Source organism: Rhodococcus sp. ACPA4, from assembly GCF_002300185.1.
GTDB classification, from domain to species: Bacteria; Actinomycetota; Actinomycetes; order Mycobacteriales; family Mycobacteriaceae; genus Rhodococcus_F; species Rhodococcus_F globerula.
Genome location: NZ_NSDY01000001.1, coordinates 4,275,816 through 4,299,509 on the forward strand (window position 1 = coordinate 4,275,816; position 23,694 = coordinate 4,299,509).

Here is a 23,694-nt window from a genome sequence, read left to right on the forward strand (position 1 = left end):
GGTTCTTGTGACGGCGCTGGTTCTTGTGACAGCCCTGGTTCGGGTATCGCCGAACCACTCGCCTTCGCCGGTGCGGCGCAGGACACATGTGCGCAGGACATCGAAGCAGTGACTGCAATCAGGACTGCCATGAAGGCCAAGGCCATGGACGATCTGTACCGACTCGTCACTGGCTTGAAATGTCTCGCGGCCCTCTGCATGTTGTCCGAGGCTAAGCGGCATTCCGGTGAATTCGATGTGCAAAAATGTGAAGTTTCTGTGCACCAGCCGTAGAGAGCACTATCGAACGTGCTTATAAGGAATAATGGTGCAGTGTCGAGATCTGCTCCGGGTGCTGCGTCCTCCGACTTCGGCCGACGACGCGCAGTCCTCGCTCGACTACCCCGGATGTACCGTTCCGACGGATCCCCGATTCGTGTGTTGGTTGTGGACGACGAGCCGGCGATAACCGATTTGGTCAGCCTGGCGCTTGGCTACGAGGGATGGATCGTCTCCGTCGCACACGACGGAAAAACCGCCCTGGAATTGCAACAGGAGCAGCTGTTCGACCTGGTAGTCCTGGACATCATGCTGCCGGATATCGACGGAATCAGCATGCTCGAACGTCTACGAGTCCTTGGCCGGGGAACGCCTGTGCTCTTTCTCACCGCCCTCGATTCGATCAGCGACCGCGTCCTCGGCTTGACCGCCGGCGGCGACGATTACATGACCAAACCGTTCAGCCTCGAAGAGCTGGTGGCGCGACTGAGAGGTTTGCTCCGGCGAGCCGCTGATTCGATGTCCGAGCATGACACCGTAATCGTCGTCGGTGATCTGTCTCTCGACGGGAGTTCGTACGAGGTCAAACGCGGTGGTGTGTCAATTCCTTTGACAACAACAGAATTCGAATTACTTCGCTACATGATGCAGAATCCTCGGCAGGCACTCACCCGCGCCCAGATCCTGAACCGAGTATGGAATTACGACTTCGCAGGCAAGTCGAACATCGTCGATCTCTACGTTTCCTATCTACGACGAAAGATCGATGCCGGCCGCGATCCGATGATTCATACTGTGCGAGGAGTCGGATACATCCTGCGGCCCAAAGAGTCTCAGGACCACTGAATGCCGACCTCGGCAACAGCGCCCCGCCGTAGTCCGTGGGGGCTGCAACGACGACTCGTTACCGCGATGACAGGAGTCATGGCAGCAATTCTCCTCGTCGTTGCCATCGTGAGCATCATCTCGCTCCGCACATCGGTAACCAGCCTGGTCGATTCACAGTTGACCGGATCGATGGCCTCGTTCAGCCATTTGATCGACAAATACCTAGGCGATCCTGAAACAGATTCTGCCACAGGCGCAATGCGGGGAAGGAAGCCTCTGACCGACTACGCCGGCCAGGCACCGGGGACAGTCATCCTCCTCATGGACAACGGCATTGTCGCGGATTCCGCGGTGTTCTCGGATTCCGAATCCGCGCCGCTGAACGCCGAAGCTGTCACTCAAGTTCGGAACCACGACTGGGCCGACGGCGAACGACAGAACATCACGCTGGCAGGCGTCGGCGAATTGCGCATGGAAAGCATTGCACACAAGGGCAATTCATCGCTCATTGTCGGAATTTCACTGGAAGCCGCCAACGACGCCGTTGTTCACGAAACGCTGGTCCTGTCTGTCCTCGCGCTTCTCGCCCTCGCAACTACTGTCATCAGCACGGTCCTCGTAGTTCGGCATACCCTCAAACCACTCAACCGCGTAGTCGCAACCGCAAAGCAAGTCACCGAACTTCCGCTGAGTGTCGGAGAAGTGTCCTTGCACGTCCGCGTGGAGAAATCGGATACCGACCCTCGCACCGAATTGGGAAAGGTCGGTGAAGCGCTGAATCATCTTCTCCATCATGTCGACGAGGCACTGTCGATTCGGATAGCCGCGGACAAGAGGGTGAAGCAGTTCGTTACGGATGCAAGTCATGAGCTCCGGACCCCGCTTGCGTCAATCCAGGGATATGCGGAACTCACTCGCCAGGACAGCGACGAACTGCCCGACATGACGGAGTACTCCCTCGCTCGGATCGAGTCCGAAGCCAAACGCATGGGCGCGCTGGTCGAAGACTTGCTGCTGCTCACGCGACTGGATGAAGGCCAGAGCCTACAGACCTCGGAGGTCGATTTGGCGGAGCTCGTCGTCAACGCCGTCAACGACGTTCGGGTGTCCGCTTTCCTCCACAGGTGGGTCGTGGACGTGCCGGAATCAGCAGTGATGGTGAACGGCGACAACGAGCGTCTCTACCAATTGGTGGCGAATCTGCTGTCGAATGCTCGGGTCCACACACCTGCCGACACCACCGTCACCGTCGCACTACGTGTGCAGGCAGGCAACCTCGATGAGCGGACGGTCGAATTGACGGTCACCGACAACGGCCCCGGCATCGCCGAAGACATCCTCCCCCGACTGTTCGAGCGTTTCGTACGAGGAGACAAGGGTCGTTCACGAAAAACCAACAGCACTGGACTCGGTCTGGCGATTGCGGCCTCGATCGTCGAGGCACACCATGGCACCATGACGGTAGAGTCCCAGCCCGGGCGTACGACCTTCTGCGTACGCCTACCACACGCCGAATGAGCGGCAACCGAGCCGACCTTCGACTCGGTTGCCGCCCGTGTAGCTAGCGAAAGTCTGACGGAACATCCGCTCCCAGCTTGTCGGCCGCAGTCTCGAGGTCGTCCAGAAGCTGAACATGCAGCGGTATGCCGTCCACCCGACGTTCCTGAAGCGTCCTGACCCCTGGCTCACCCGGGTATGAGATATCAGTAGTCGAATCAGCGACGGGCAACCTGCTGATGGCCTCGAGCGTGTCGTCGACCGTCGCCATGAATTCTTCCGGAGCAACAAACGCCGAGATGTCGACGGCCATCAGCACCGCATTCTGACGGTGACGCCGGCCTCCCGGCTTGTCGGAGTGAAAGCGACTGACGATCGGATTCGACGCCAACCCGCTGGCAAGAAGCTCGAGAACCAGTGACGTTCCGGCGCCGCCGGTGCCATGTGACGGAATTACACTCGGCGGCAGCAACTCTGGTGCCGCCGAGAAGTCCGTCGTCGTGTCGAGCAGGACTGTCTGATGCTTTCCCGCGGGTAACGCGACGGACAGTGGATTTGTGCCCACTACTGCCCCGCCGCGTCCGGGGTAGCCCAGTGTGGGCATACCCGCCACAATCCCCATGCCCGCCATCCCGTAGTCGGCGGCTCGTGCCGTGTAGTACCCGAGAGCGCCCGTATGGACGGTGCCCCGAACGCTCACCCAGGCAATACCCACTGTGCGCGCCAGGCTCATAGCGTGATCCATAGCCGTCGACAGTGCCACGGGCCCCGGCGCAGAATCGGCATCGACGATGGCGACAGCTGAACGTGTCTGATCCACAGTGATATCCGGCGCCGGGTTGGACTCCCCGCTGTCGAACAATTCCAGGTAACGCGGAATCCGCGACACACCATGAGCGTCGAAGCCACGAAGATTCGCCCACACCAGCGCATCTGCAATGAGGTCTGCGTGCTCCAGGGAACAGCCGGCCGCAACGAAAATGTTGCCGGCGAGCACACGCAACGTCTGCTCCTGGACGCGAACACGAGTTGTAGACATGACAGTGCCTTCCTGGATGCAAGCCGAATGGAGCGCGCTGATCAGCGCGCTACGTGAACATCTACAAGTGCGCTCGTGCCGCCGCGAACGCTGGCCAGGGCCCGCTCCAGTGCCGGGACGAGTTCGTCGGGTCGCGTCACAGTCAGCCCGAGCATCCCAAAGGGTTCGACCAGGGAAGCAACCGACGGCTGGTCGTGGAGATTGACCCCGCGGAAGTTCTGGTCGGTCTCAGCAGCGCCGTCCGGATAGAAGCGCAGATGGTTGAGCTTCATGGACAGATACTGGTGATTGTTGATCACCACGATCAAGATGGGCAGATCCAGAGACTTCGATGCTGCCAAGGCCTGCACGATCGGGTTGTACAGGAACGACCCGTCTCCGATCGTGAGTGCGACCTCGCGTGAGGGTTCGGCAAGCTTGACGCCCAACGCCACACCGATTCCCTGACCGAGTCCGCCCTGGACGTACTGGTACCGCCCGGGCTTGTCCGCCTGAAGTCGGTCGGCGACTATACGACTGTGCGTAATCGTCTCGTCGACGACGGATGCCTCCGGGTCCAGCGCTTCGCGGAGCGCATCTACGAGATCCGCAGCCGTGATTGTGTCCGTCGCGGGCGTCGATACGACGGCAGAACGGGCTGCAGCGGAACGTAATTCGCGTCGCTGCGCAACCAGCCACTCGTCTGACCCTGCCGACTTGACGGTCGCACTCAACGCCCGCAGTGTCGGACCGACTTCACCCTCGAGGTACTGATCGGCACCGAGAATCTGATAGTCGATGTACTGGCGGTGCGGCACCTCGTCGATGACCAGGACGTCTGCTGCTGCCGGGCGATCACTTGGTGGGTACCACGGTGCACGGCAGCAGATCAGAATGATCAGATCGGCCTCACGAATAAGCTCCGAACCGGCTGCGCCGGCGTGTAACTCGTGACTGCGCGGAAAGTTGGTGGACACTGCGGCCGGCGGTTCGATCACCGGTACCGACAACAGCTCGGCAAACTCGAGCAACGCATCGAAACCATCCGGGTGTCTACCGGCGGACTCCGTGATGATGACGGGTCGCTGCGCCGCGAGGACGCGGCGGGCGGCGTCGTCGATTTCGGACGCGAGACTGATACGGCGACCGGGGGCCGGGGCCGGCCGAACTACTGCACGATCCGCATCCCACGGTTCGAGGAGTACCTCTACCGGCACGTTCAGGTAGACCGGTCCAGCCGGACCGCGTCGCGCGATATCCGCTGCGCGGACGACCGAGCCGTACAGCGTCTCCACACTGCCGACCTGAGTCGACCACTTCGTGAACGGGGCAGCAACGCTCTGCGGACCACCGACGATGGAAAGGTTGCGATACCACTGTTGCCCGGGGTCTACTTCGGTCTCACCGTACGTGATCGACTCGGAGCTGCAGACAACCATTCCGACCTGCGCCAGGAGCGCACCGTGAATTCCACACGCACCTTGCAGGAGACCTGGCACGGCATGTAGGAGAACCATCTGCGGTCGACGGGTGACGATCCCGTAACCCGTTGCCATTGCGACAGCGAGTGTTTCGTGCATCAGATCGATGTAGCGCGGCCCGTCGACGCCGTCGCGCTCCTGGTGTGCGAGCGCTTCCCACATCGGTGCCCATTCGGACCCGGGCGACGAGAAGATGATGTCGATTCCGATGCTGCGGCACGCTGCGAGGATGGCTTCACCGCCATCAACACGATCGTTCACGACTGTGCCTGCGCTTGCGCCAGAACGGGCCAGTCGAGGCATTCTGCGATACCGCGACCCATGATCCACTCGAGTTCCTGCTCGGTGAAATCGAAATGCTCGGTGAACTGCTCGACCGTGTCCGTCCACGTCAACCCGTGACCGAGCAAACGCGTGATGTCGGTACCGAAGAAACAACGCTCCGGACCCATCGCGTCCACCATCTCCCGAACGTACTTCGCGATATTGAGATTCGGGAACGGCTCGGTCGAATACCCCGGAATCGCCGACACCTTCACAAAGATATTCGGGTGCACATGCAGATCCGCGGTCTCCTTGACCCAGTACCCGATCGCGTCGTCGACACACCGAGCCATGATGCCCATGTGGTCGATGATGATCTTGAGCTCGGGATGCTTGCCCGCGATCTCACCGAGCTCCGCCTTCCACACCGGAGCATGCACCATAGTCTTGATACCCAACTCCTCCGCCAGAGGCCAGTACCAGTCGTTGGTGCCGTCGATCATCCAGTTACGGTCCTGCGGACGGTGGAACGTCAACCGCGTCCCCTTCACATGCGGATTCTGCGCAAAATCCTTCATCATCGCCGCACCCTCGACGGGCTTGTTCTGCGGGATACGAGCCATGATGCCGAACCGATCCGGATGTGCCTCACACGCCTCCAGCGCGTAATCGATGCGGTCACCTTCCCAGGACGGCGGCAAGATCAGTGCACGATCGACACCGGCCTCGTCCATCAACCCGAGAGCTTCCTCGTAGCTGAACGACTCCTCCCGATGACCGTTCAAACGGATACGCTCACGCGCACCCGGAAGCCACGGACGATCCGGAGCTTCGTCTTTCCAGATATGGATTTGCGAATCGACAATGAACATGGATCCTCTATTCTCGTTAATTGGTATTTGCGCCAGAGCCAGGTGTAAACATCTGCGAGACAACGTATTCACCGATAGCTAGAGATGACGTCGCAGCCGGCGACGGGGCGTTGCGAACAGCTGTCACCGCGCCGAGCCTGCTGATCCGGAAATCGTCGACCAGTGTTCCATCGGCGTCGACGGCTTGCGCCCGCACACCGGCCGGAGCCCGCACGACATCCGCAACGGTCAAGGCCGGGACGTAGTCCTGTGCAGACTTGACGTAGGCGCGAGTCGAAAACGACCCCTTCATCTCGTGGATGCCTGTTTTCCAGTGCTGGTGGAACAGCTTTCGCGATCCCGGCCACCGCAAGAGCTCGAAAAACTCGCGCAGGTTCACGTCGCGTCGACGATATCCCTCGCGGGCGGTTGCAAGAAGTGCATTCGGCCCGATATCCACGGCGCCGTCGACACGCGGCGTGAAGTGGACACCGAGGAACGGGTACGCCGGATCCGGGACGGGATAGACCAAGCCGTTCACCAAGTCCTTCCGCGCCGGAACGAGCCTCAAGTACTCACCCCGGAAAGGGATGATTGCCGGGCCGGCTACATCACCGGCAATCCTTGCGACAGTGTCGGATTGGAGACCGGCACACAGGACGACATGATCGAACTCGTACGAGTTGCCGGAATCGGCAACAATTGATGCCGTAGCGCCGTTCACCTGGATATCGCGAATCTCGGTGCCCAGCTTGATCTGCCCACCAGCCGCGACTATGTCCGCTGCCATCGCATGCGCCACGGCTGGATAGTCGACGATCGCTGTCGTCGGAGAATGGAGGGCTGCGATACCAGCGACATTCGGCTCGATTTCGCGAAGCTCTGCCTGTCCGAGCCAACGAACATCTGGAACGCCATTGAGCCGTGCGCGTTCCTGCAAGTCTCGCAGCGGCGCAATTTCAGCTTCGTTTCGAGCGACGATAACCTTGCCGATTTCGCGGTACACCAGTTCGTGTTCCACACAGAATTGTTTGAGGAGATCAACACCGCGTCGGCACAACGTGGCCTTGAGAGAGCCTGGAGTGTAATAGATTCCCGAGTGAACTACGCCCGAATTGTGACCCGATTGGTGAGCGCTCAACACCTTTTCTTTTTCGAAGATCGTCACTTCGAAACCGTCAAGGGCAAGCCGCCTTCCCACGGCCAGGCCGACCAGTCCGCCGCCGACAATACCGGCGCGCCGCGATCCCGCCGTCATCGTTCCACATCCGTCCGAATCGCGACCGTCTTGACCCGCGTGTAGAAGCGGGGTCCTTCCAGCCCTTGCTCTTTGAACGCCGAGCCGGATTCTCCGAAGCCTCCGAACGGCATATGTACATCCCAGCCGGTAGTGGGGTGGTTCACCGATACCTGACCGGCCTCGAGACGATCAGCGAAGTAGTACGCGTTCTTCATCGACGTGGTGAATACCGACGCAGCCAGTCCGTACGTCGTGTCGTTTGCCGCCGCCACTGCCTCGTCGAGACCGTCGACAACCTGGATAGCAACTACCGGTCCGAATACCTCGTCGGTCCAGATCGGCATGGAGCGTTCGACATTGGTGACAACTGTGGGTGCCACCCAGCACCCGTACTCGGCCATCTCAGTCGAGAGTCCGTGCCCACCGACGACGACCTCGGCCCCACTCTCGCGGGCACGCTCCACATGAGCCAGGACATCGGACTGTGCCCGCTTGCTCACCAGCGGACCCATGGCCGTATCCGGGGCATCGCCGGGCCCCAGCCGGACTGCCGCAGCAGCTGCGATAATTCCGCTGATCACGTCAGTTGCCACAGCTGCGTCCACGACCACACGACTGGTTGCGGTGCAACGCTGCCCGGCCTGACCGAATGAAGCCGCGGCGATAGCGGCGACCGCCAGCTCCACATCGGCGTCGGCGAGGACAACCGCGGCGTTTTTCCCGCCCATTTCCGTTTGCAGGCGGACGTCACGACCGGCGAGGCGCCGTTGAATCGACCGGCCTACCGCTGTACTTCCGGTAAAGCTCACCGCGTTGATGAGCGGATCATCGAGAAGCGCGTCGCCGATCTCAGCGATTTTTCCACTTGCCAATCCGAGGACACCGGCCGGAAGACCGGCGTCCTGCAGCGCCTGCGCAAGGTGCATACTGACGACGGGAGTTTCGCTGGCCGCCTTGAGAACAACGGCATTGCCCGTGTACAGGGCGGGAGCCAACTTTCTCGCCGGTGTCAGTAGTGGATCGTTCCACGGTGTGACAAGGCAAACGATGCCGACCGGCTCGGTTCGCACAGTCGTCTGGGTATTCGGACGTGCATCGGCGAGTATCTGGCCCTGCGGCAACCGCGCCAGGCCGGCGTAGTAGTCGAGGAAGTCCGCTGCCTTCCCGACCTCCACGGCGGCCTCGGCGGTCGTCTTGCCCATCTCCGCTACAAGGTCGCGCGTAATCTCTGCAGCGCGGGCCCGCAGGTTATCGGCAGCCTTGGCCATGATCTGAGCCCGCTCCAGCACCGGAGTGTTCCGCCACACGTCGGCACCGACTGCCGCTGCGTCGTACAACTGGGTCACCTCTGCGGCCGTCATGGCCGCAACGCGCGCGACGGTGATACGGACGTCCGCTGGATTGACGACCTCGAATGTGCGGTCCTCGTCCGGACGGCGCCACTCGCCGGCGACAAGACTGGGCAGAAGCCTGGGTTGAATTGTCAACCGATCGTCCTCTCAAGTAGGTCCCGAATATGAGTTTCGGGGACTTATAGAAATGGATGCTACGGCCACCGAATCCCAAAGAGGAGCACAGAATTCGCAAGCTAAGAATCACCACTCCCCGTGCGTTGCGTACTCGCGCCTGCCAGGAAGACACGTCAGTCTGTAGACGACACGTGACGGACATTCAAGGAGAACACCTATGACATTCGTATTGATCGCTCATTACCGCGCTCGCGAGTCGGCAATCGACGCGGTGACGGAATCCCTGCGCAACATGGTCGAACCCAGCCGAGCAGAGACGGGGAATCTCGTCTACCGCGTCAACGGTTCAGCGGCCGACCCGGCTGAGTTTCTCATCTTCGAGGAATACGTTGACGAGTCTGCATTCGAAGCACATCTCGCCTCGCCCCACTTCGAGCGCCACCTTCGCGGCGGCGTGTTGCCGAACTTGGAAAGCCGTGTGCGCCATGATCTGGTTCCCTTGGAGCCGAGCTGACCGTGGACACGAGCATCCCCTCGCCGAGAACTCTCGGCTAGGGGATGCTTTGTCATGCAGCAGATTACGGGTTCCGATCAGAATGAATGCGCCTCGTGGCGTCCACATACACCTCGCCGTCAACCTGGACGACCCGGTACGTCGGAATAGGTTTTCGGCACGGTTTTCTAGTGGCCTCACCGGTCTCGAGGCTGAATCGACCTTGATGTAACAGACACTCGATCTCGACGGTTTCCTCGACGAGCGGACCTTGCACCAGTCGAAACGGAAGATGGGTGCATCGACTACCGACCGCATAGATCGTCTCGCCGGCGGCGAGAACCAAGATTTCTTGTCCGTCGACGGTCGTGACCACACGTTCATTTCTCTCGACGAACGCAGCGACCGTGCCGACGCGAATCAGCTTTCCGGCTAACTGTTCTCCGTCGGTTTCAGGCACATTCATGCCAGGCTCCTCACTACTGTCCGCCCACGTATGCGGGCACCACAATCAGGCGATGAGGCAGCGGGTACGGTATGCACCGCCCGATCGTGGCGCCTCGCCGGCATGGCAGAACCAGTGGCACGTCGGCCAACAGTTCAGGCATGCACGTCTTCGTGCGTGTGGACGCTCGACTACGCGCCTACACGAGGTGACGCTGGAAGTGCTCGATAGTCCGCTTCCAGGTCTTCGCACCGATATCTTCGGGATCATCGAGCTGGGAATGGCCCAGGAATGCATGCCCGACACCCGCAACGATCTCGTAAGAGAAGCCAGAGTTGACCTTTTCCGCCCTCGCTGAGTATGCGAGGGGAACGTCGACACCGATTCCATGGTCGTCCTCACCCCAGAAAGCCAAAACCGGTCCGCTCGAGTCGTCGACCAGATCCATGGGGCGCGGCGGGGGCATTACCAGCGTCGCCTGCGGTTCCGGGAACCCGTAGTACGACACCGTCACCAGATCATCACGCAGAGACGCGAGATCCAGCGAATACGTTCCGCCCATGCAGAATCCGAGCGAACCGACAAGATCTCCACCGATCTTGTCCTTCAACCACGTTGTCGCGGTATCAAGGTCACGAACGGTCTGGGCCTCGTCCAGACTCTTACGCCGCGCAAATGCGCTCTCCAAGTCGGGACCTGCAGCAGGACCCTGGCGGAAGAAGAAGTCCGGCAGAAGAACCGAGAAGCCGGCAACGGCGAGACGAGACGCCAAGCATACGTAGAACGGGCTGGGACCGTGAATATCGGTATTCAGCACGATTCCAGGTCCGCCTCCGTCGACAGTGAAGAGCGTCGCCGGCATGTCCACGTTCTCGCCGATCGAGATCGCGATGTCCTGGCGATCGACGTTCGGCGTTACCTGACCTTCAGGAACATCCGCATGACACATTTTTGTTCTCCTTAATCAGGCGTGAATCGACGTCGACCGCTCACGGTCGAACAATTCACTGGTGGTCAACGTGCGTGGTGTGATCGACTGGGCAGCAGAGTATTCCAGGAATACGTCCAAGCTCCGCTGGTTAGCCTCGATCCCGTACGGCCAGAAGTCGGCACCCAACAATCCCTTCGCCCGCTGTGCGTGCGCTCCACTCCACGGGAATGGATAGCTCGGAACAGTGAGACTCATCGACCGCTCGACCGAGCGGTTCTTCGCCTCGGTGAAGGCATTGACCAGTCCGTCCGCAATCTCCGGGTTCGCCTCGTACACGGAACGGCGCAGTACCAAAGTGTGCATGATCGGGAAGATCCCGGTCTTCTCGGCGTAAGCCATCTCGTCGAAGGTGTACTTGGGAAAGAGTCGCTTGACCCGGCGATCCTTGCTGACAACGCATTCCGGTGGACGCGCACTGATGACTGCATCCACCTTGCCGTCGAGCAGCAGTTGATTCAACGAGGTTTCGGGGGCAGCCGTGATGTCGAAACCACTCGTATCGAGGTCAACGGGTTCGGTGCGTCCCGGTTCGTCGACACCCGCCTGGACCCACCCGATCGACTTCAGATCAACGTCGTAATCCGAAGCCAGCAGCCCGCGCACATAGACACCGGCTGTCTGGCCCCACACGGGAATTCCGATTCTTCGGCCGCTCAGATCTGCGGGCACCTGCGGGCCGTCTGCTCGCACATAGATCGAACCGTGGCGGTATGCCCTGGCCGGGAACACCGGAAGCACAACGAGCGAGTCGTCGCCCTTGCCGCGAAGCGCCGTCGACACTGCCAACGACATCTCGGCGGCGTCCCACTCACCCGCGAGAAAGCGAGAGAAGATCTCCTCCGGAGCGGAGAGTGCCGTACATTCGAGCTCACACTCGGGTACGACAACACCGCCAGTCCATAAATCCCGGTTGTGGTCGTAGTCGCCGAATCCGACCCGGACCACAGGCTTGCTGCTCATCACCAGGTGCGATCGGGGTGCCAGGTGAATTCGACGCGGTGGCCGTCAGGATCGACGACGCTACCGGTCTTGGAAAGATCGTGGCCGCGGTACGGCTCCTCGATGTATTCCTCTCCCACCTTGTCCAGGTGAGCAATGAACTCATCCCAGTCTTCGACCTCGATCGCGAAGTGGATGAGGCCCGTCTGCTCCTCGCCCTTCTCGACCGGACGGAAATGCAGATCAAAATTTCCGCGGGTCAACAGCATGGTGCCCTTCGGCGGAGCTTTGACAGGATGCACACGCGTCATCTCGAACACCTTGCCGTACCAAGCCTCGGTGGCGTCGAGGTCACTGGTGGGGAAGTTCACGTGATGGAGGCTGTGGGTTACCGACTTCGTTGTCATGATTCTTACCTTCTTTCCTGATGGGAAGTGAATGATTCCGAAAGTGCTTGTTACGCTTTATCTACGGTCACAGCGGCGCGACCATCGCATCCATGACGCGCTGCGTCAGCCCGGGCTGATCGGCGTCCGGGGTGGGATGCTGCTGCCACTCGCCGATCTGGACACACGACTCGACGACCAACTTGCAGCGGTCGAAGCGGCGCCCAACGTAGGCTTCGAATGCCTTCTCGACGTCTGCGCCGTTAGCCTTCAGCTCCTCGGCCAGAACCACGCCGTCCTCGATCGCCTGCGCTGCACCCTGACCCAGGTGCGGCGTCACCGTGTGTACGGCGTCGCCGATCAGGACAATGCGGCCCTTGTGCCACGGTGCCGGCGCTATGAGGTATTCCTCTGGGCGCAGCACGATACCGTCCGGATTGTTGAGATGGTTGTCGCGAACCCAGGCAGTCAATCCGCCGTAACCCTCGAGAAGATCTCGCAAAACGGTGTGGAGTTGATCGGCAGGAGGTCGATATCCCTGCGGGCACGCGTAGTTGAGCCAGAAGTACGCGAGATCCGGCGCGATCGGAACAAAGCCCGAGACACCCGAAGGACCACGCTGCAGAATGATGCGGTCGATCTCAGGGATACGGGGCAAGTTGACGCGCCACGCCGACTGACCGTTGTACCGGGGCTTGACCCCCTCGGGGAGGACGTAAGGGCGAACTTCGGAGCGGACTCCGTCTGCACCGACAACCAGTTCGTAGTTGTCCTGCAGACCGTCGGTGAAGACAGCTTCGACGTAATCATCTCCAGGAAGCAACTTTTCGATCGACTTGCTGTATTCGATGCGGATGCCGTCCGCGAGTGCGCGCTCGGTCAGAATCTGGTGCAACTTCGGTCGGGTGATGCCGTTCATGGCCGGGTAGTTTTCGATCCGAGCACCCGCCATCTCCGCAACCGCGTTGCCCTGCGCGTCGCACATGGTGCCCCACACCGGACTGCTCTGACCGGCTGCGAGACATGCGTCGAGCAGACCGATGGCATCCAACGCGCGCAATGCATTTGCGGGCTGGATGATACCGACACCGAAGACAGATGAATGCATATCCGGCTTCAACTCGACCACGTGGACGTCATACCCGACCCCGCGCAGCGCTATAGCCGTTGACAGACCACCGATGCCGGCGCCTACAACCAGGATGTGCCCGCGACCGTCGTTCGGACGATTCTCTTGACTCACGTTCGACCACCTTTCTTTGCCCTGTGTACTCACTTCAGCCTAGAGCGCTCGACACCCCTTCCGCCCTACCTGATTGCGAATGATTAGCTTTCGCGCACAGTCGAATACACGTCAGTGACCGCCGGCGGGTGCGCCGCCCCAGGCAGCGAACTCCAGCGAGAATCCCGCAGCGGACACTACTGCCCTGCAAATCTCTTCGTCCTCGTCAGCGGTCCCACCGGAGATACCGATTCCACCGACGATCTCACCGTCACGCTTGAGGGCGTACCCGCCCTTTGTTGCGACAATCGGATGATGCCCCATCCGGCCGACCTGAGAGAAGAAGACGGGGTCGGATTCACGCCAGCCCTTCAGCATGAACGTCGGTCGCTGCATGACGGCAGCCGAATACGCCTTCGAGAGAGCAATACTCGGAGTCATCGGGCGTGCGCCGTCCATTCGTTCGACCAACACGGCAAACCCGCCGTAGTCGACGACCGCGATACTCAAGGCCTTACCCACACCAGCCGCGTGCTCACGCGCCTGATCGACCATGACTCGCGCCTCTGCGAATTCGAGCCTCATTACTGCTCCTTCCGAACCGCCGTCGGCGGTACTTCGCTCTCGATTGGATTGCTCAATGTGCCGATTCCGGAGATCGAAATGTCGACCGTGTCGCCCGGTGCCATCGCAACCATGGCATCCGTTCCCATCCACAGCACGTCCCCCGGCGAGACGGTAACGTACTTGGATAGCTCGACCAGATAGTCGTATGGATCGAAGATCATTGCACCCGTGCTGAATTCAGCACGCACCTCGCCATTGACCCGCACCTCGGTGCGCGAGTGCATCGGATCGACGTCCGTCGTAATCCATGGCCCCATCGGTTTGAATGTGTCGCTGTTCTTGGCCCGCCAGAACGACCGGTCCGAGTGCTGCCAATTTCTGGCACTCACGTCGTTTCCGATCGTCCACCCGAAAACACTCTCGATTGCTTCGTCACGCGTGCATCGCCGCAATCCACGACCGATCACGGCAACGAGCTCGCCCTCGGTTTCAAAGCGCCCCTCACAGTCTGCCGGCTTCACGATCGGCTGACCGTGCCCGATCAGTGCGCTGGACGCGCGATATCCCACCTCTGGACGAGTCGGAATCTCGACGCTGGACATGCCATGCAGCTGTGCATGTTTGATGTGGCTGGTGTAGTTCATTCCGACACACAGAAACGACGCAGGGATCACCGGCGGAGCAAGAACTACACCCTCTACCGGCACTACCTGCCCGGAGAGTCGATATACCCCGAACGGCGAACCCTCGACGATTTCGATGACATCATCCGAGACGATTCCGTGGCGTTTCGCCCCCTCGTGCTCGATGCGGCACCAGCGCATCAGATCGCCATCCGGTGCGAGATACGCTTGGTGACGAGATAGCCGTCGAGTCCTTCCGATCCGCCCTCTCGACCGAAACCACTCTCTTTGAATCCACCCGACGGGGCCTGCGGAACCGAACCACTGGCGTGGTTGATGGACAGAATTCCTGCCTGCAGCCCGCGAGTCAGAACGTCGGCGGTGTCGGCCCGATGCGTGAACGCGTAAGCGGCCAAACCGAAGGGAAGCGAATTCGCCAGGTGCAGAGCGTCATCTAGATCCGAGTACGGAAGGATCGGTGCAATAGGACCGAACGGCTCCTCGATCATCACGGCAGCATCCATCGGAACGTCCGTCAGAACAGTTGGCGTGTAGAAGAATCCCGGTCCGGACAGACGATGACCACCGGTGAGGACATTCGCTCCACGACGACGAGCGTCCTCGACCAGATTCTGAACTGACGCAAGTCTGCGTTCGTTGACGAGCGGGCCCATCTGGACACCTGCGGTCAAGCCATCGCCGACCGTGATCTGTTCTGCGGCAGCGACAAAAGCTCCCACGAACGTCTCGTACAGGCTCTCGTGCACGAAAAACCGGCTCGGAGAAGTACACACCTGACCGGCGTTGGCGAACTTCGCACGCGCACTGGACTTAGCTGCAGCTACCGCGTCTACATCCGCGCAGACGATGACCGGAGCGTGACCGCCCAGTTCCATCATCGACGGCTTCATCGCTGCGCCGGCCATCGCGGCAAGCGACTTGCCAACCGGGACAGAACCTGTGAAGGCGACGAGACGTACGATCGGCGACGGAATCAGGTGCTCGGAAACTTCTGCCGGGACACCGAACACGAGGTTCAGGACGGACCCAGGCAAGCCGGCGTCTTCGAAGCAGCGCACCAACTCGCAGGCGGTGGCCGGTGTCTCCTCCGACGCCTTGATCACGATCGAGCAGCCGGCCGACAGCGATGCCGCGATCTTGCGCATCGGGCTACCGGCCGGGAAGTTCCAGGGTGTGAACGCCGCAACCGGGCCGACCGGCTCACGAACAACACTGAGCGTCTCTCCGGGCCCGCGAGGGATGATCCGGCCGTGAGCTCGCAGTCCTTCCTCACAATTCCAGTCCAGAGTGGTTGCAACACCGGCAAGTTCACCTCGGGACTCTGCGAGGGCTTTGCCTTGCTCGATGGTCATGATGCGGGCGATCTCTCCCGACCGCTCACGCAGAAGCGTCGCCGCACGGTGCAAGATATGTGCCCGTTTGTCCAGTGGCATATCTCGCCACACCACAAAGCCGCGTTCGGCTGCAGCCAAGGCTGCATCGAGGTCCGACTTCTCGGCGAGTGGCACGTATCCCAGAACCTCTTCGGTGGCTGGATTGACGATCGGTTCACGGCGCGAACCACTCCCGTCGGTCCAGCGTCCGTCGATGTACATTGCAATTCGGGGGTAAACACCCGCGACCGTCTCGGATTCTCGAGCAGTCGGGGAAAGGCTTTGACTCATGACTCGCCATCCTTGTTCGTCAGCATTGTCCAGCGGTGATGCGGTGGGGTGACCTCGTGAACGCGGGTTGTGTACGACTCGTCGACTCGGTCCATATCTGCGGCATACTCGGCACGGCCACCGCAGGGCGCATGGAGAAACCGAAATACGTTGGACCCGACGGTATGGCGCCCTAGACGTCGGGCCTCGCGCCAACCGCGTTCGATCATCTGGTTCCCGCCGAGGATCACTTCGTCGAAACTACGAACCTCGTAGGAAATGTGGTTGATACCGGCCCGGTCAGGTCGGTGGCATAGCAGCAAGTTGTGCTGGTCGTCGTCACCTTCGCACTGCATGAAGGTACCCATCGGCAACACGTCATCGGTGATTCGGAACGCCAGTCGCTCTACGTAGAAGGCAACAGCCTCACGGTGGCCGTCCTTCGGTATGTTCCACGCGACGTGACACATACGTAGCGGGAACACCTGATCTGGCGCTGACGTCGGCACATTCCAACGCTTCACTGCACCATAACGATTCGTCTCGTCAGTGGTGACGGGAGGGTCGACGATGGCGGCCACCGCCAAGCCCAGGCCGAATCCGGTCTCATCGTGTGTATGTGCCACGCCGTCTGCGTCCACGTCAACGACGCGATCGCGCCGCAGGTCCTCGATCAACCCGTCCAGACTCTTCGCTGTATCGACGCCCCACACGAGCTCACGCAGCGTCGACCCGGACTCCACGGCCGGAGGAAGTGTGGGGTCGTCGCGGCGTCGCAATTCCACTATTTGACCGACACGCGTAGCCAGTTCAGCACCATTTCGATCCGCAACCTGCAAGGTCAGACCGAAGTCTTCGAAGAATCGTACGCATGTTTCGAGGTCTTCGACCCCGTAGCGTGCACGCTCGATACGAAGGATTGCCACAGATTCGCGCTCCTCACTCCACGCCGGTCCCGGCACGGATTTCTACCGCAAAGCCATTGTGCTTACACGGATTACGGTGAACGCTATTGCGCTCGAACCGCAACTTCAATGCCTTGGGCGTGCAGTTCGCGCATACTAATCGTTCGCAGAACGACTCATACCGACGCAAATTGCGGCATCGGGTTCTTGGCGAACCAGGCTGAGATGTAGTCAAGGAAGACGCGCACCTTGCGCAACGTGTGAACACCAGGCGAGTGAACGGCATACAACGCCCGGGTGGGTGCGCTGTAGCTTGGCAAAACTTGCTGCAGGACAGCATTTTCCAAGTCTTCCGCAACCGTTCTGACCGGTAGCAGGGCCAAACCACGCCCGCGGACCGCGGCCTTCCGCAATGTGAGGTAGCTGTTCGAAGAATAGACCGGGGTCTGCGGACGCACGTGAGACTCACGCCCCTCTGCGTCCAGTAGATGCCAGACAGGGTCGTTCGGATGGAGTAGACAGTCGTGATCGTTCAGATCTTGATTACTCAACAGTGGACTGTGTTTTGCCAGGTATCCAGGTGAACCGCAGAGGACGAAACGGATGTCCGCCACCTTCCGAATGAGCATCGTCGAGTCACGGAGATCCCGCGTGTGAAAAGCGACGTCGTATCCTTGGTCCAGGAAATCGAAGGCCCTGTTCGACATCCCACCAACTTCGAAACGCACTTGTATCTTGGGGTGATCCACCGCAAAATCGGCGATAGCTTCGCCCAGATCCAGATTGCCGATCCACTTGGGGCAGATGACGGCGAGAGGGCCTTCCGCGAGATCACGTAATCCCCTGATCGCGGCTTCCTCCGCGTCAAGTTCCCGCAGCATCCGTTGTGCAAAGTCGTAGTAGCGTCGACCAGCGGATGTCAGACTGACAGCCCGCGCCGTGCGGTTCACCACGCGAACGCCCAGTTCCTTCTCCAACTCGGAAACATGCCGTGACACAAGCGAACCCGAAATCCCCAGCTGGCGGGCCGCACGGCTGAATCCACCCTGCTCACCAACGCCGACAAAGCTGCGCATAACTGTGATGCGGTCCATATTCTCTCCTCCACGTGTCGTAGACCATAGTAAGGAGATCTTCTCGAGGCACAATCCAGTCTCACTGAGATCCCACTGCATAAACGCCCGACGCACAGATTTCGGACGACGGCGCCCACCGCCGACGCTGCACCTCGTTGCGCCAGTGCAAATCTCGGCTCGGACTTGACCTGACAAGATGCGAGCCGCCGACCGCCCCGACCGGACGACCCTTCGACTTCGACGTCAGCGCGATCATGTCGAACCGGGCTTTTGGTTCGAATAATGTTGCTATGGAGAGTATTCAGGACTTCAACTGCACCAATTCACCGGTGCGCAGCAAGCGCGAAATCCAGCACGTGGAGGCCCCTTCCGACCAGTGTTCGTGAGCCTGACCGGGTGGACCGAGGCCCTGACCGAGACCGAGAAATGAAGAATCGGAGTTCGATCAGGGGACCGCCATTACACAGACCAGTGAGGCGACGATCCGCCGGTTCGACCGTCACTCACAGGAAATTCACACGAGATACATAGACAAGGAGGACATCCACTGCCCCGGTAGTGACCACGCACCGTCAATTTGCGACCAGCGGGAGAGCATCCGTTTCGTGAAGCGGATAGTGGCACGCTGCGAACTGGCCCGCCCGAACCTCACGCATCTGAGGTTCCTCACTCGTACAGCGCGACTGCACTTGCGGACAGCGAGTCTGAAACCTGCAACCTGGCGGTGGCGCGAGCGGCGATGGAACGTCGCCCTCGAGGGCAGGACCGGCAAACGCCCGATCAGGATCGGTCAGGGGAACCGAATCGAGAAGAGCGCGAGTATATGGATGGGCCGGATTATCGTAGAGCTCAATGGAATCGCCGAACTCGCATACCTTGCCCAGGTACATCACCATCACTTTGTCGCTGAATGAACGCACCACTCCGAGATCATGGGCGATGAAGACCACGGTCAGGTCGTACTTGCTCTTCAACTCCTCCAGCAAGTTGAGGATCTGCGCTTGAACGGATACGTCGAGCGCCGAGACCGGTTCGTCGCAGATGAGAAGGCGCGGATGCAAAGCCAATGCCCGCGCGATTGCCACGCGCTGGGCCTGTCCACCGGACAGCTGCCGAGGCAACATGTCGGCGAATCGCTCGCTCCCCAATCCCACCTGAGTCAGCAGCCCTTCCGCGGCCGTCTGTTTCTCCTGCACACTCGAACCAGCGATTGAGAGGCCCTCGACTACAACCTCTTTGACTGGTCGGCGCGGATTCAACGAGGCTACTGGGTCCTGGAAAATCATCTGCATGTCACGGCGCAACTCACGCAACTGCTTCTTGCCGGCCTGCTCGATCTGGTGTTCAGCGAAGCGAATTTGTCCGGAAGTGATGTGATCCAATCGCAGCACCGCGCGACCCGTCGTCGACTTACCACATCCCGACTCCCCCACAATGCCCAGCGTCTCACCTGGTAACACATCGAAACTGACCGTCGACACCGCCTGGACCGTGCCGGAATTTGTGTGGTATTCGACCACCAAATCAGTGACACTCAACAGCGCGTCATCCCCGCGCAGATGCGCGACGCCGCTACCTGCCAACGAACTCACCTCCTGAAAGTTCCGGCACCACAGTGGTAACCGGGTGAAAGCACGACACTTCGTGTTCCAGCGCCACCGGAGTCATGGTCGGTGCTGATGTCCTGCACGCATCGGTGGCATACGCGCAACGAGGGGCGAAACGACACCCGGTGACATCAGCTGTGGGGTCCGGGAGCGAGCCCGATATGAGTTGAAACGGAGTGTGCCGCTCATGTCCGATCGTGGGTGTGGCAGCGAGTAATGCGTGTGTATATCTGTGCCTTGGCGCCTCGAATACCTTTCGAGTCGAGCCGATCTCGGCGAGTCGTCCCGCATACATCACCGCGACCCGGTCGGTACGACCCGCCACCACGGCAAGATCGTGACTGATCAGGATCATCGACATGCCACGTTCGCGTTGGACACTACGCAGTAGGTCCAGGATCTGACGTTGCACCGTGACATCGAGCGCCGTGGTCGGCTCGTCCGCGATCAGCAGGTCTGGTTCCGCCGCCAGTGCAATCGCGATCATCACTCTCTGACGCATTCCACCGGACATCTCGTGCGGGTAGTTCCGCAGACGTCGCTCCGGGTCCGGGACTCCTACCTCTTGAAGCAACTCCAAGGCCCGCCCCTTCGCGTCCGATCGACTCACACCGAGGTGCTTGCGCATCCCTTCGGTCAGCTGCCGTTCGACCCGGACAACCGGATTCAAGGATCGACCAGGGTCCTGGAAGACCATCGAGATGTGCTTGCCCCAGACGTCACGCTGCTCGCCCTGCGGCAGCGACAGCAGATCACGGCCCTGGAAGTACACCTCACCCGAGCGCGCCGACCGTCCAGGCATGAGGCCCATTATTGCCCTGGCCATCACCGATTTTCCGGAGCCGGACTCACCGACAACCCCCAGCGACTGAGCGGGGTCGACGTCCAACGTCACATCGTCGACTGCTCGAACGACTCCCCGTGACGTACCGATGTATGCACGCAGGTTCCTCACTGCGAGAAGTGGATCAGTACTCATAAACGGTTCAACCTCTCAGATGAAATGCGGGACAGGACGCTTCGATCAGCTCTGCATGGATCGGTCAAAGCGATGCCGCAGGTAGTCGCCGATCTGATTCAGTGCGAAGACGGTGAAGAAGATCACCGTGGCGGGGATGAAAACCAAATGTGGATTGTCGGCGATGGAATCCTTGCCGTCGTTGATCATTCCGCCCCATGACGGCGTCGGCGGCGGAATACCCAAGCCCAAGAAGCTGAGCGAGCCTTCCGCCACGATCATGGTCGCCATCACGATCGGCAGGTACGCCGCCAGGGGTGGCAGGACATTGGGAAGAATCTCCTTGAACAGGATGCGGCCGTTGCCTGCGCCCATGTTCAGTGCAGCCCGGACGAACTCCCTCGCGGACCACGTCAGCGTGTTCGCTCGCGCGAGCCGTAGGAACGTCGGAATACCCGTAATTCCAAGGCCGATAATCAGAATCGTGACACTGGGCGTCATGATCGTCGTCAGAGCCAGCAGGAGAATGAGGCCTGGGAATGCCAGCATCACGTCGGCCAGCAGTGTGACAATAGCGTCGCTCCACTTGCCGAAGTAGCCGGCCAGGAGACCGATCAAACCGCCGATGACAAAACTCAGCAGTCCCGCAATGGTGGCGACAAGCAGAGATACCTGTGCGCCGTGAATCACTCGCGACAACATGGACCGGCCCAATGCGTCTGTACCCAGGAAGGTATCCAGCGACGCGAAGTCCATGCCTTGTCGAGGAAGACCTATCGGCTGCTCGTACGGCGCGATCGGTAGGATTCCCGCGAACACTGCCAGCAGCAGGATCAGCCCAATCCAGAAGAACGACAACCCGACCAGTATCGATCGCGACTTCTTCGCTTCCGGTACGTGAGGGAGATGCCGACTATCTTCCACTAGAGCTTCGACTGGCCTCTTGACCGGAACATCGTGCACCGGATTCGTGACGATCATACTTTGACTCCTCTTCGCACCCGTGGATCGATTACTCCATAGCTGAGATCGACCAAGGTATTGACAAGCACGTAGACAACGGCGATGAATGCCACCACGCCCTGCACCATGATCACGTCACGCGAGACCATCGACGACGCTGCGAGTTGACCAAGACCTGGAAGCGAAAACAGTGTTTCCACAACGACTGTGCCTCCGATCAGCCTTCCGAGATTGATACCGAGAACGGTAATCAGCGAGAACGACGACGGCCGTAGCGCGTGACGGAACATCACATATTTGGCGCTCATGCCTCTGGCCCGCGCCGCAGCGATGAAATCCTCCGACAGAGTGCTGATCAAGTCGGAGCGCAGCAACCGATGGAACGCGGCAATTTCTGTCAGAGCAATAGCCATCGCCGGCAAGAACGCGGATCTCAGGTTGGGCCCGAGACCCTCGCTGATCGGTGTCCACCCCATGACGGGAAACAGGCCAAGCTGAATCGCGAAGAAGAAGATCAACACCGGGCCCGCAATAAATGCTGGTACAGAGAGGAATACGGACGACAGCGCGTTCAGACCGCGATCAAGTCCACTTCCGGGAAACGACGCGCAGAGCACTGCAAATAGAACTGATACGACGAGCGCAATGCCCAATCCCAGTGCCGCCAGCTCCAGGGTGACCGGCAGCCGGTCGAGAATTGCCGAGCTGACCGACTGACCGGTGAGAGGTGATGTGCCAAGATCCCCGTGGAGCGCATCACCTAACCAGTTCACGTACTGCTGCCACAGGGGCACATCGAGACCGAGCTTGCTGTTCAGTGAGGCGATGGCGTCTGGCGTGGCGTTCTCGCCCAGGATCACCTGCGCTACAGAACCTGGCGTGATGCCCATTACCGCAACCACAGCCATAGTGACGAGGAGCATCACGAGCAGACTTCGGCCAATCCTTCTCGCCAAGAGCTTCATTGGACTTCTCTCCTTACCAACCTGCGACGACCTACCCGAGTGTCGAACTCTCGGGATGTTCGCGATGTCATTTCGTGAGCCATAGCTCGTCCGTCAGCCGAGAACCGGTCTCGCTCGATGTCGATCAGCACGACGCCACGCATGCGATTGCCCGAAATTGCGGTATTGCACGGCGAGGAGCCAGTCATAAGTACGCCATCGATCCTCTATTTCGAATCATCATTGACCTTTCGACCGTCGCATCGGAGGTGGGCGAGAGCACCACGCATTCGCTGAAGGTGTCTCGCCGCTTACCTTCCCGAGGAGGTCTCGAAGATTAGGCCGAGCCCGCGTTTGCGGCCGCCGGAACCTCGACGCGGCGATAGCCTTCGATGTCCGGGTAGGGCGAGGTGCGGTCAGGTTGCAGATCGACCTCGAAGGTATTGAGAAGCATCGCCAACATGGAGAAGTTTCCGAGACTGCCGATGATATCGACAAGTCCGTTGTCGCCGAAGGCATTCAGCGCTTCCGCGAATACTTCGTCCGAGACGAAATGGTTGCCGAGAATCTCCTGAGAGAATCGATACAGAATCTGCTCGTCCTCGGACTCGAAAGCAGGCTCCTCGCGACGGGCCAGTCGTTCGATACTCTCACGCGAGACGCCGGACTCAACCGCCTTGTCCACGTGAGCATTCCACGAGTACTGCGCATCAAAGAATCGTGCGGCGATCAGCAAGCTCAGCTCCCGCAAGCGCAAGGGCAGACTCGACTCGAACCGGCAGTACGCACCCAAGGCCTCGACCTTCTCACACAGCTCGGGGCTGCGCAGCCAGATGAGGAACGGCCCTCGGACAGCACCGCGGCGACCGGCGATCCGTGCACTGATCTCGGCTTGACGTTCGTTGAGATCGGTTAGTGGCATGAGACGCATGAGAAACCTCCTGGGTAATAGTGATCATCAATATGACGCCGATACGTTCATGTGATGTGGATTACGTCAGTGGA

The 23,694-nt window shown here is 60.2% G+C and carries 23 protein-coding genes; 3 read left to right on the top strand and 20 right to left on the bottom strand.

Annotation, left to right across the window (positions count from 1 at the left end):
* Positions 1 to 387 precede the first annotated feature (387 nt).
* Both CJ178_RS19530 and CJ178_RS19535 read left to right on the top strand, forming a co-directional pair.
* Positions 388 to 1,104 carry a response regulator transcription factor gene (locus CJ178_RS19530; protein ID WP_045065696.1) on the top strand — a complete coding sequence of 239 codons (717 nt, stop codon included), beginning with the start codon at positions 388 to 390 and terminating at the stop codon, positions 1,102 to 1,104.
* Positions 1,105 to 1,182: 78 nt separating this feature from the next.
* Entirely contained in the window at positions 1,183 to 2,604 is a 1,422-nt protein-coding gene (locus tag CJ178_RS19535; RefSeq protein ID WP_257013264.1) for a sensor histidine kinase, read from the top strand.
* A gap of 43 nt (positions 2,605 to 2,647) precedes the next feature.
* On the opposite strand, the gene CJ178_RS19540 is transcribed toward CJ178_RS19535, so the two are convergent.
* The 5 genes from CJ178_RS19540 to CJ178_RS19560 are packed head-to-tail and all read right to left on the bottom strand — an operon-like array spanning position 2,648 to position 8,924.
* Positions 2,648 to 3,622 carry an Ldh family oxidoreductase gene (locus tag CJ178_RS19540; protein WP_095887437.1) on the bottom strand — a complete coding sequence of 325 codons (975 nt, stop codon included), beginning with the start codon at positions 3,620 to 3,622 and terminating at the stop codon, positions 2,648 to 2,650.
* Between the two features lie 41 nt (positions 3,623 to 3,663).
* Positions 3,664 to 5,343, bottom strand: a complete 1,680-nt coding sequence (locus CJ178_RS19545) for a thiamine pyrophosphate-dependent enzyme (protein ID WP_257013265.1) — start codon at positions 5,341 to 5,343, stop codon at positions 3,664 to 3,666.
* A complete protein-coding gene (locus tag CJ178_RS19550; protein ID WP_045065706.1) occupies positions 5,340 to 6,218 on the bottom strand; it encodes an amidohydrolase family protein in 879 nt (292 codons plus the stop codon). Before CJ178_RS19550 ends, CJ178_RS19545 begins: the two co-directional genes overlap by 4 nt.
* Before the next feature lie 16 nt (positions 6,219 to 6,234).
* Positions 6,235 to 7,455: an L-2-hydroxyglutarate oxidase gene (gene lhgO / locus CJ178_RS19555; RefSeq protein ID WP_045065709.1), complete on the bottom strand. Its 1,221-nt coding sequence runs from the start codon at positions 7,453 to 7,455 to the stop codon at positions 6,235 to 6,237.
* Entirely contained in the window at positions 7,452 to 8,924 is a 1,473-nt protein-coding gene (locus tag CJ178_RS19560; RefSeq protein WP_204368956.1) for an aldehyde dehydrogenase family protein, read from the bottom strand. Before CJ178_RS19560 ends, lhgO begins: the two co-directional genes overlap by 4 nt.
* A 199-nt stretch (positions 8,925 to 9,123) precedes the next feature.
* Between CJ178_RS19560 and CJ178_RS19565 the strand changes: the two genes are divergently transcribed.
* Complete coding sequence (locus CJ178_RS19565) at positions 9,124 to 9,420, top strand: putative quinol monooxygenase (RefSeq protein ID WP_045065711.1); 297 nt, start codon at positions 9,124 to 9,126, stop codon at positions 9,418 to 9,420.
* Between the two features lie 64 nt (positions 9,421 to 9,484).
* Here the strand turns inward: CJ178_RS19565 and CJ178_RS19570 are convergent, their stop codons facing one another.
* The 15 genes from CJ178_RS19570 to CJ178_RS19645 all read right to left on the bottom strand — a co-directional run bounded on the left by CJ178_RS19570 (position 9,485) and on the right by CJ178_RS19645 (position 23,620).
* The gene (locus tag CJ178_RS19570; protein WP_052683420.1) at positions 9,485 to 9,865 is read right to left on the bottom strand and encodes a Rieske (2Fe-2S) protein; all 381 of its coding nucleotides are present in this window, start codon (positions 9,863 to 9,865) and stop codon (positions 9,485 to 9,487) included.
* Between the two features lie 178 nt (positions 9,866 to 10,043).
* Entirely contained in the window at positions 10,044 to 10,793 is a 750-nt protein-coding gene (locus CJ178_RS19575; RefSeq protein WP_052683422.1) for a dienelactone hydrolase family protein, read from the bottom strand.
* A 15-nt stretch (positions 10,794 to 10,808) separates the two neighbouring features.
* A complete protein-coding gene (locus CJ178_RS19580) occupies positions 10,809 to 11,795 on the bottom strand; it encodes a hypothetical protein (protein ID WP_045065713.1) in 987 nt (328 codons plus the stop codon).
* Complete coding sequence (locus tag CJ178_RS19585) at positions 11,795 to 12,181, bottom strand: VOC family protein (RefSeq protein ID WP_045065716.1); 387 nt, start codon at positions 12,179 to 12,181, stop codon at positions 11,795 to 11,797. The genes CJ178_RS19580 and CJ178_RS19585 overlap by 1 nt, the downstream gene beginning before the upstream one ends.
* Positions 12,182 to 12,248: 67 nt before the next feature.
* Positions 12,249 to 13,403, bottom strand: coding sequence for an FAD-dependent monooxygenase (locus tag CJ178_RS19590; protein WP_052683424.1), 1,155 nt, complete (start codon positions 13,401 to 13,403; stop codon positions 12,249 to 12,251).
* Positions 13,404 to 13,514: 111 nt separating this feature from the next.
* A complete protein-coding gene (locus CJ178_RS19595) occupies positions 13,515 to 13,967 on the bottom strand; it encodes a GlcG/HbpS family heme-binding protein (RefSeq protein ID WP_045065718.1) in 453 nt (150 codons plus the stop codon).
* Positions 13,967 to 14,773 carry a fumarylacetoacetate hydrolase family protein gene (locus tag CJ178_RS19600; protein WP_095887439.1) on the bottom strand — a complete coding sequence of 269 codons (807 nt, stop codon included), beginning with the start codon at positions 14,771 to 14,773 and terminating at the stop codon, positions 13,967 to 13,969. The genes CJ178_RS19595 and CJ178_RS19600 overlap by 1 nt, the downstream gene beginning before the upstream one ends.
* Complete coding sequence (locus tag CJ178_RS19605) at positions 14,773 to 16,257, bottom strand: NAD-dependent succinate-semialdehyde dehydrogenase (protein WP_204368957.1); 1,485 nt, start codon at positions 16,255 to 16,257, stop codon at positions 14,773 to 14,775. Before CJ178_RS19605 ends, CJ178_RS19600 begins: the two co-directional genes overlap by 1 nt.
* On the bottom strand, positions 16,254 to 17,162 hold the full coding sequence (locus CJ178_RS19610; protein ID WP_045065724.1) for a VOC family protein: 909 nt from the start codon (positions 17,160 to 17,162) through the stop codon (positions 16,254 to 16,256). Before CJ178_RS19610 ends, CJ178_RS19605 begins: the two co-directional genes overlap by 4 nt.
* Before the next feature lie 155 nt (positions 17,163 to 17,317).
* Positions 17,318 to 18,235: a LysR family transcriptional regulator gene (locus CJ178_RS19615; RefSeq protein WP_045065726.1), complete on the bottom strand. Its 918-nt coding sequence runs from the start codon at positions 18,233 to 18,235 to the stop codon at positions 17,318 to 17,320.
* 554 nt (positions 18,236 to 18,789) lie between these two features.
* Positions 18,790 to 19,800, bottom strand: a complete 1,011-nt coding sequence (locus CJ178_RS19620) for an ABC transporter ATP-binding protein (protein WP_095888059.1) — start codon at positions 19,798 to 19,800, stop codon at positions 18,790 to 18,792.
* Complete coding sequence (locus tag CJ178_RS19625; RefSeq protein ID WP_045065730.1) at positions 19,790 to 20,803, bottom strand: ABC transporter ATP-binding protein; 1,014 nt, start codon at positions 20,801 to 20,803, stop codon at positions 19,790 to 19,792. The genes CJ178_RS19620 and CJ178_RS19625 overlap by 11 nt, the downstream gene beginning before the upstream one ends.
* A gap of 45 nt (positions 20,804 to 20,848) precedes the next feature.
* The gene (locus CJ178_RS19630; RefSeq protein ID WP_052683426.1) at positions 20,849 to 21,763 is read right to left on the bottom strand and encodes an ABC transporter permease; all 915 of its coding nucleotides are present in this window, start codon (positions 21,761 to 21,763) and stop codon (positions 20,849 to 20,851) included.
* Positions 21,760 to 22,710, bottom strand: a complete 951-nt coding sequence (locus CJ178_RS19635) for an ABC transporter permease (protein WP_045065732.1) — start codon at positions 22,708 to 22,710, stop codon at positions 21,760 to 21,762. Before CJ178_RS19635 ends, CJ178_RS19630 begins: the two co-directional genes overlap by 4 nt.
* A 316-nt stretch (positions 22,711 to 23,026) precedes the next feature.
* Positions 23,027 to 23,620, bottom strand: a complete 594-nt coding sequence (locus tag CJ178_RS19645; protein WP_045065737.1) for a carboxymuconolactone decarboxylase family protein — start codon at positions 23,618 to 23,620, stop codon at positions 23,027 to 23,029.
* Positions 23,621 to 23,694: the final 74 nt, after the last annotated feature.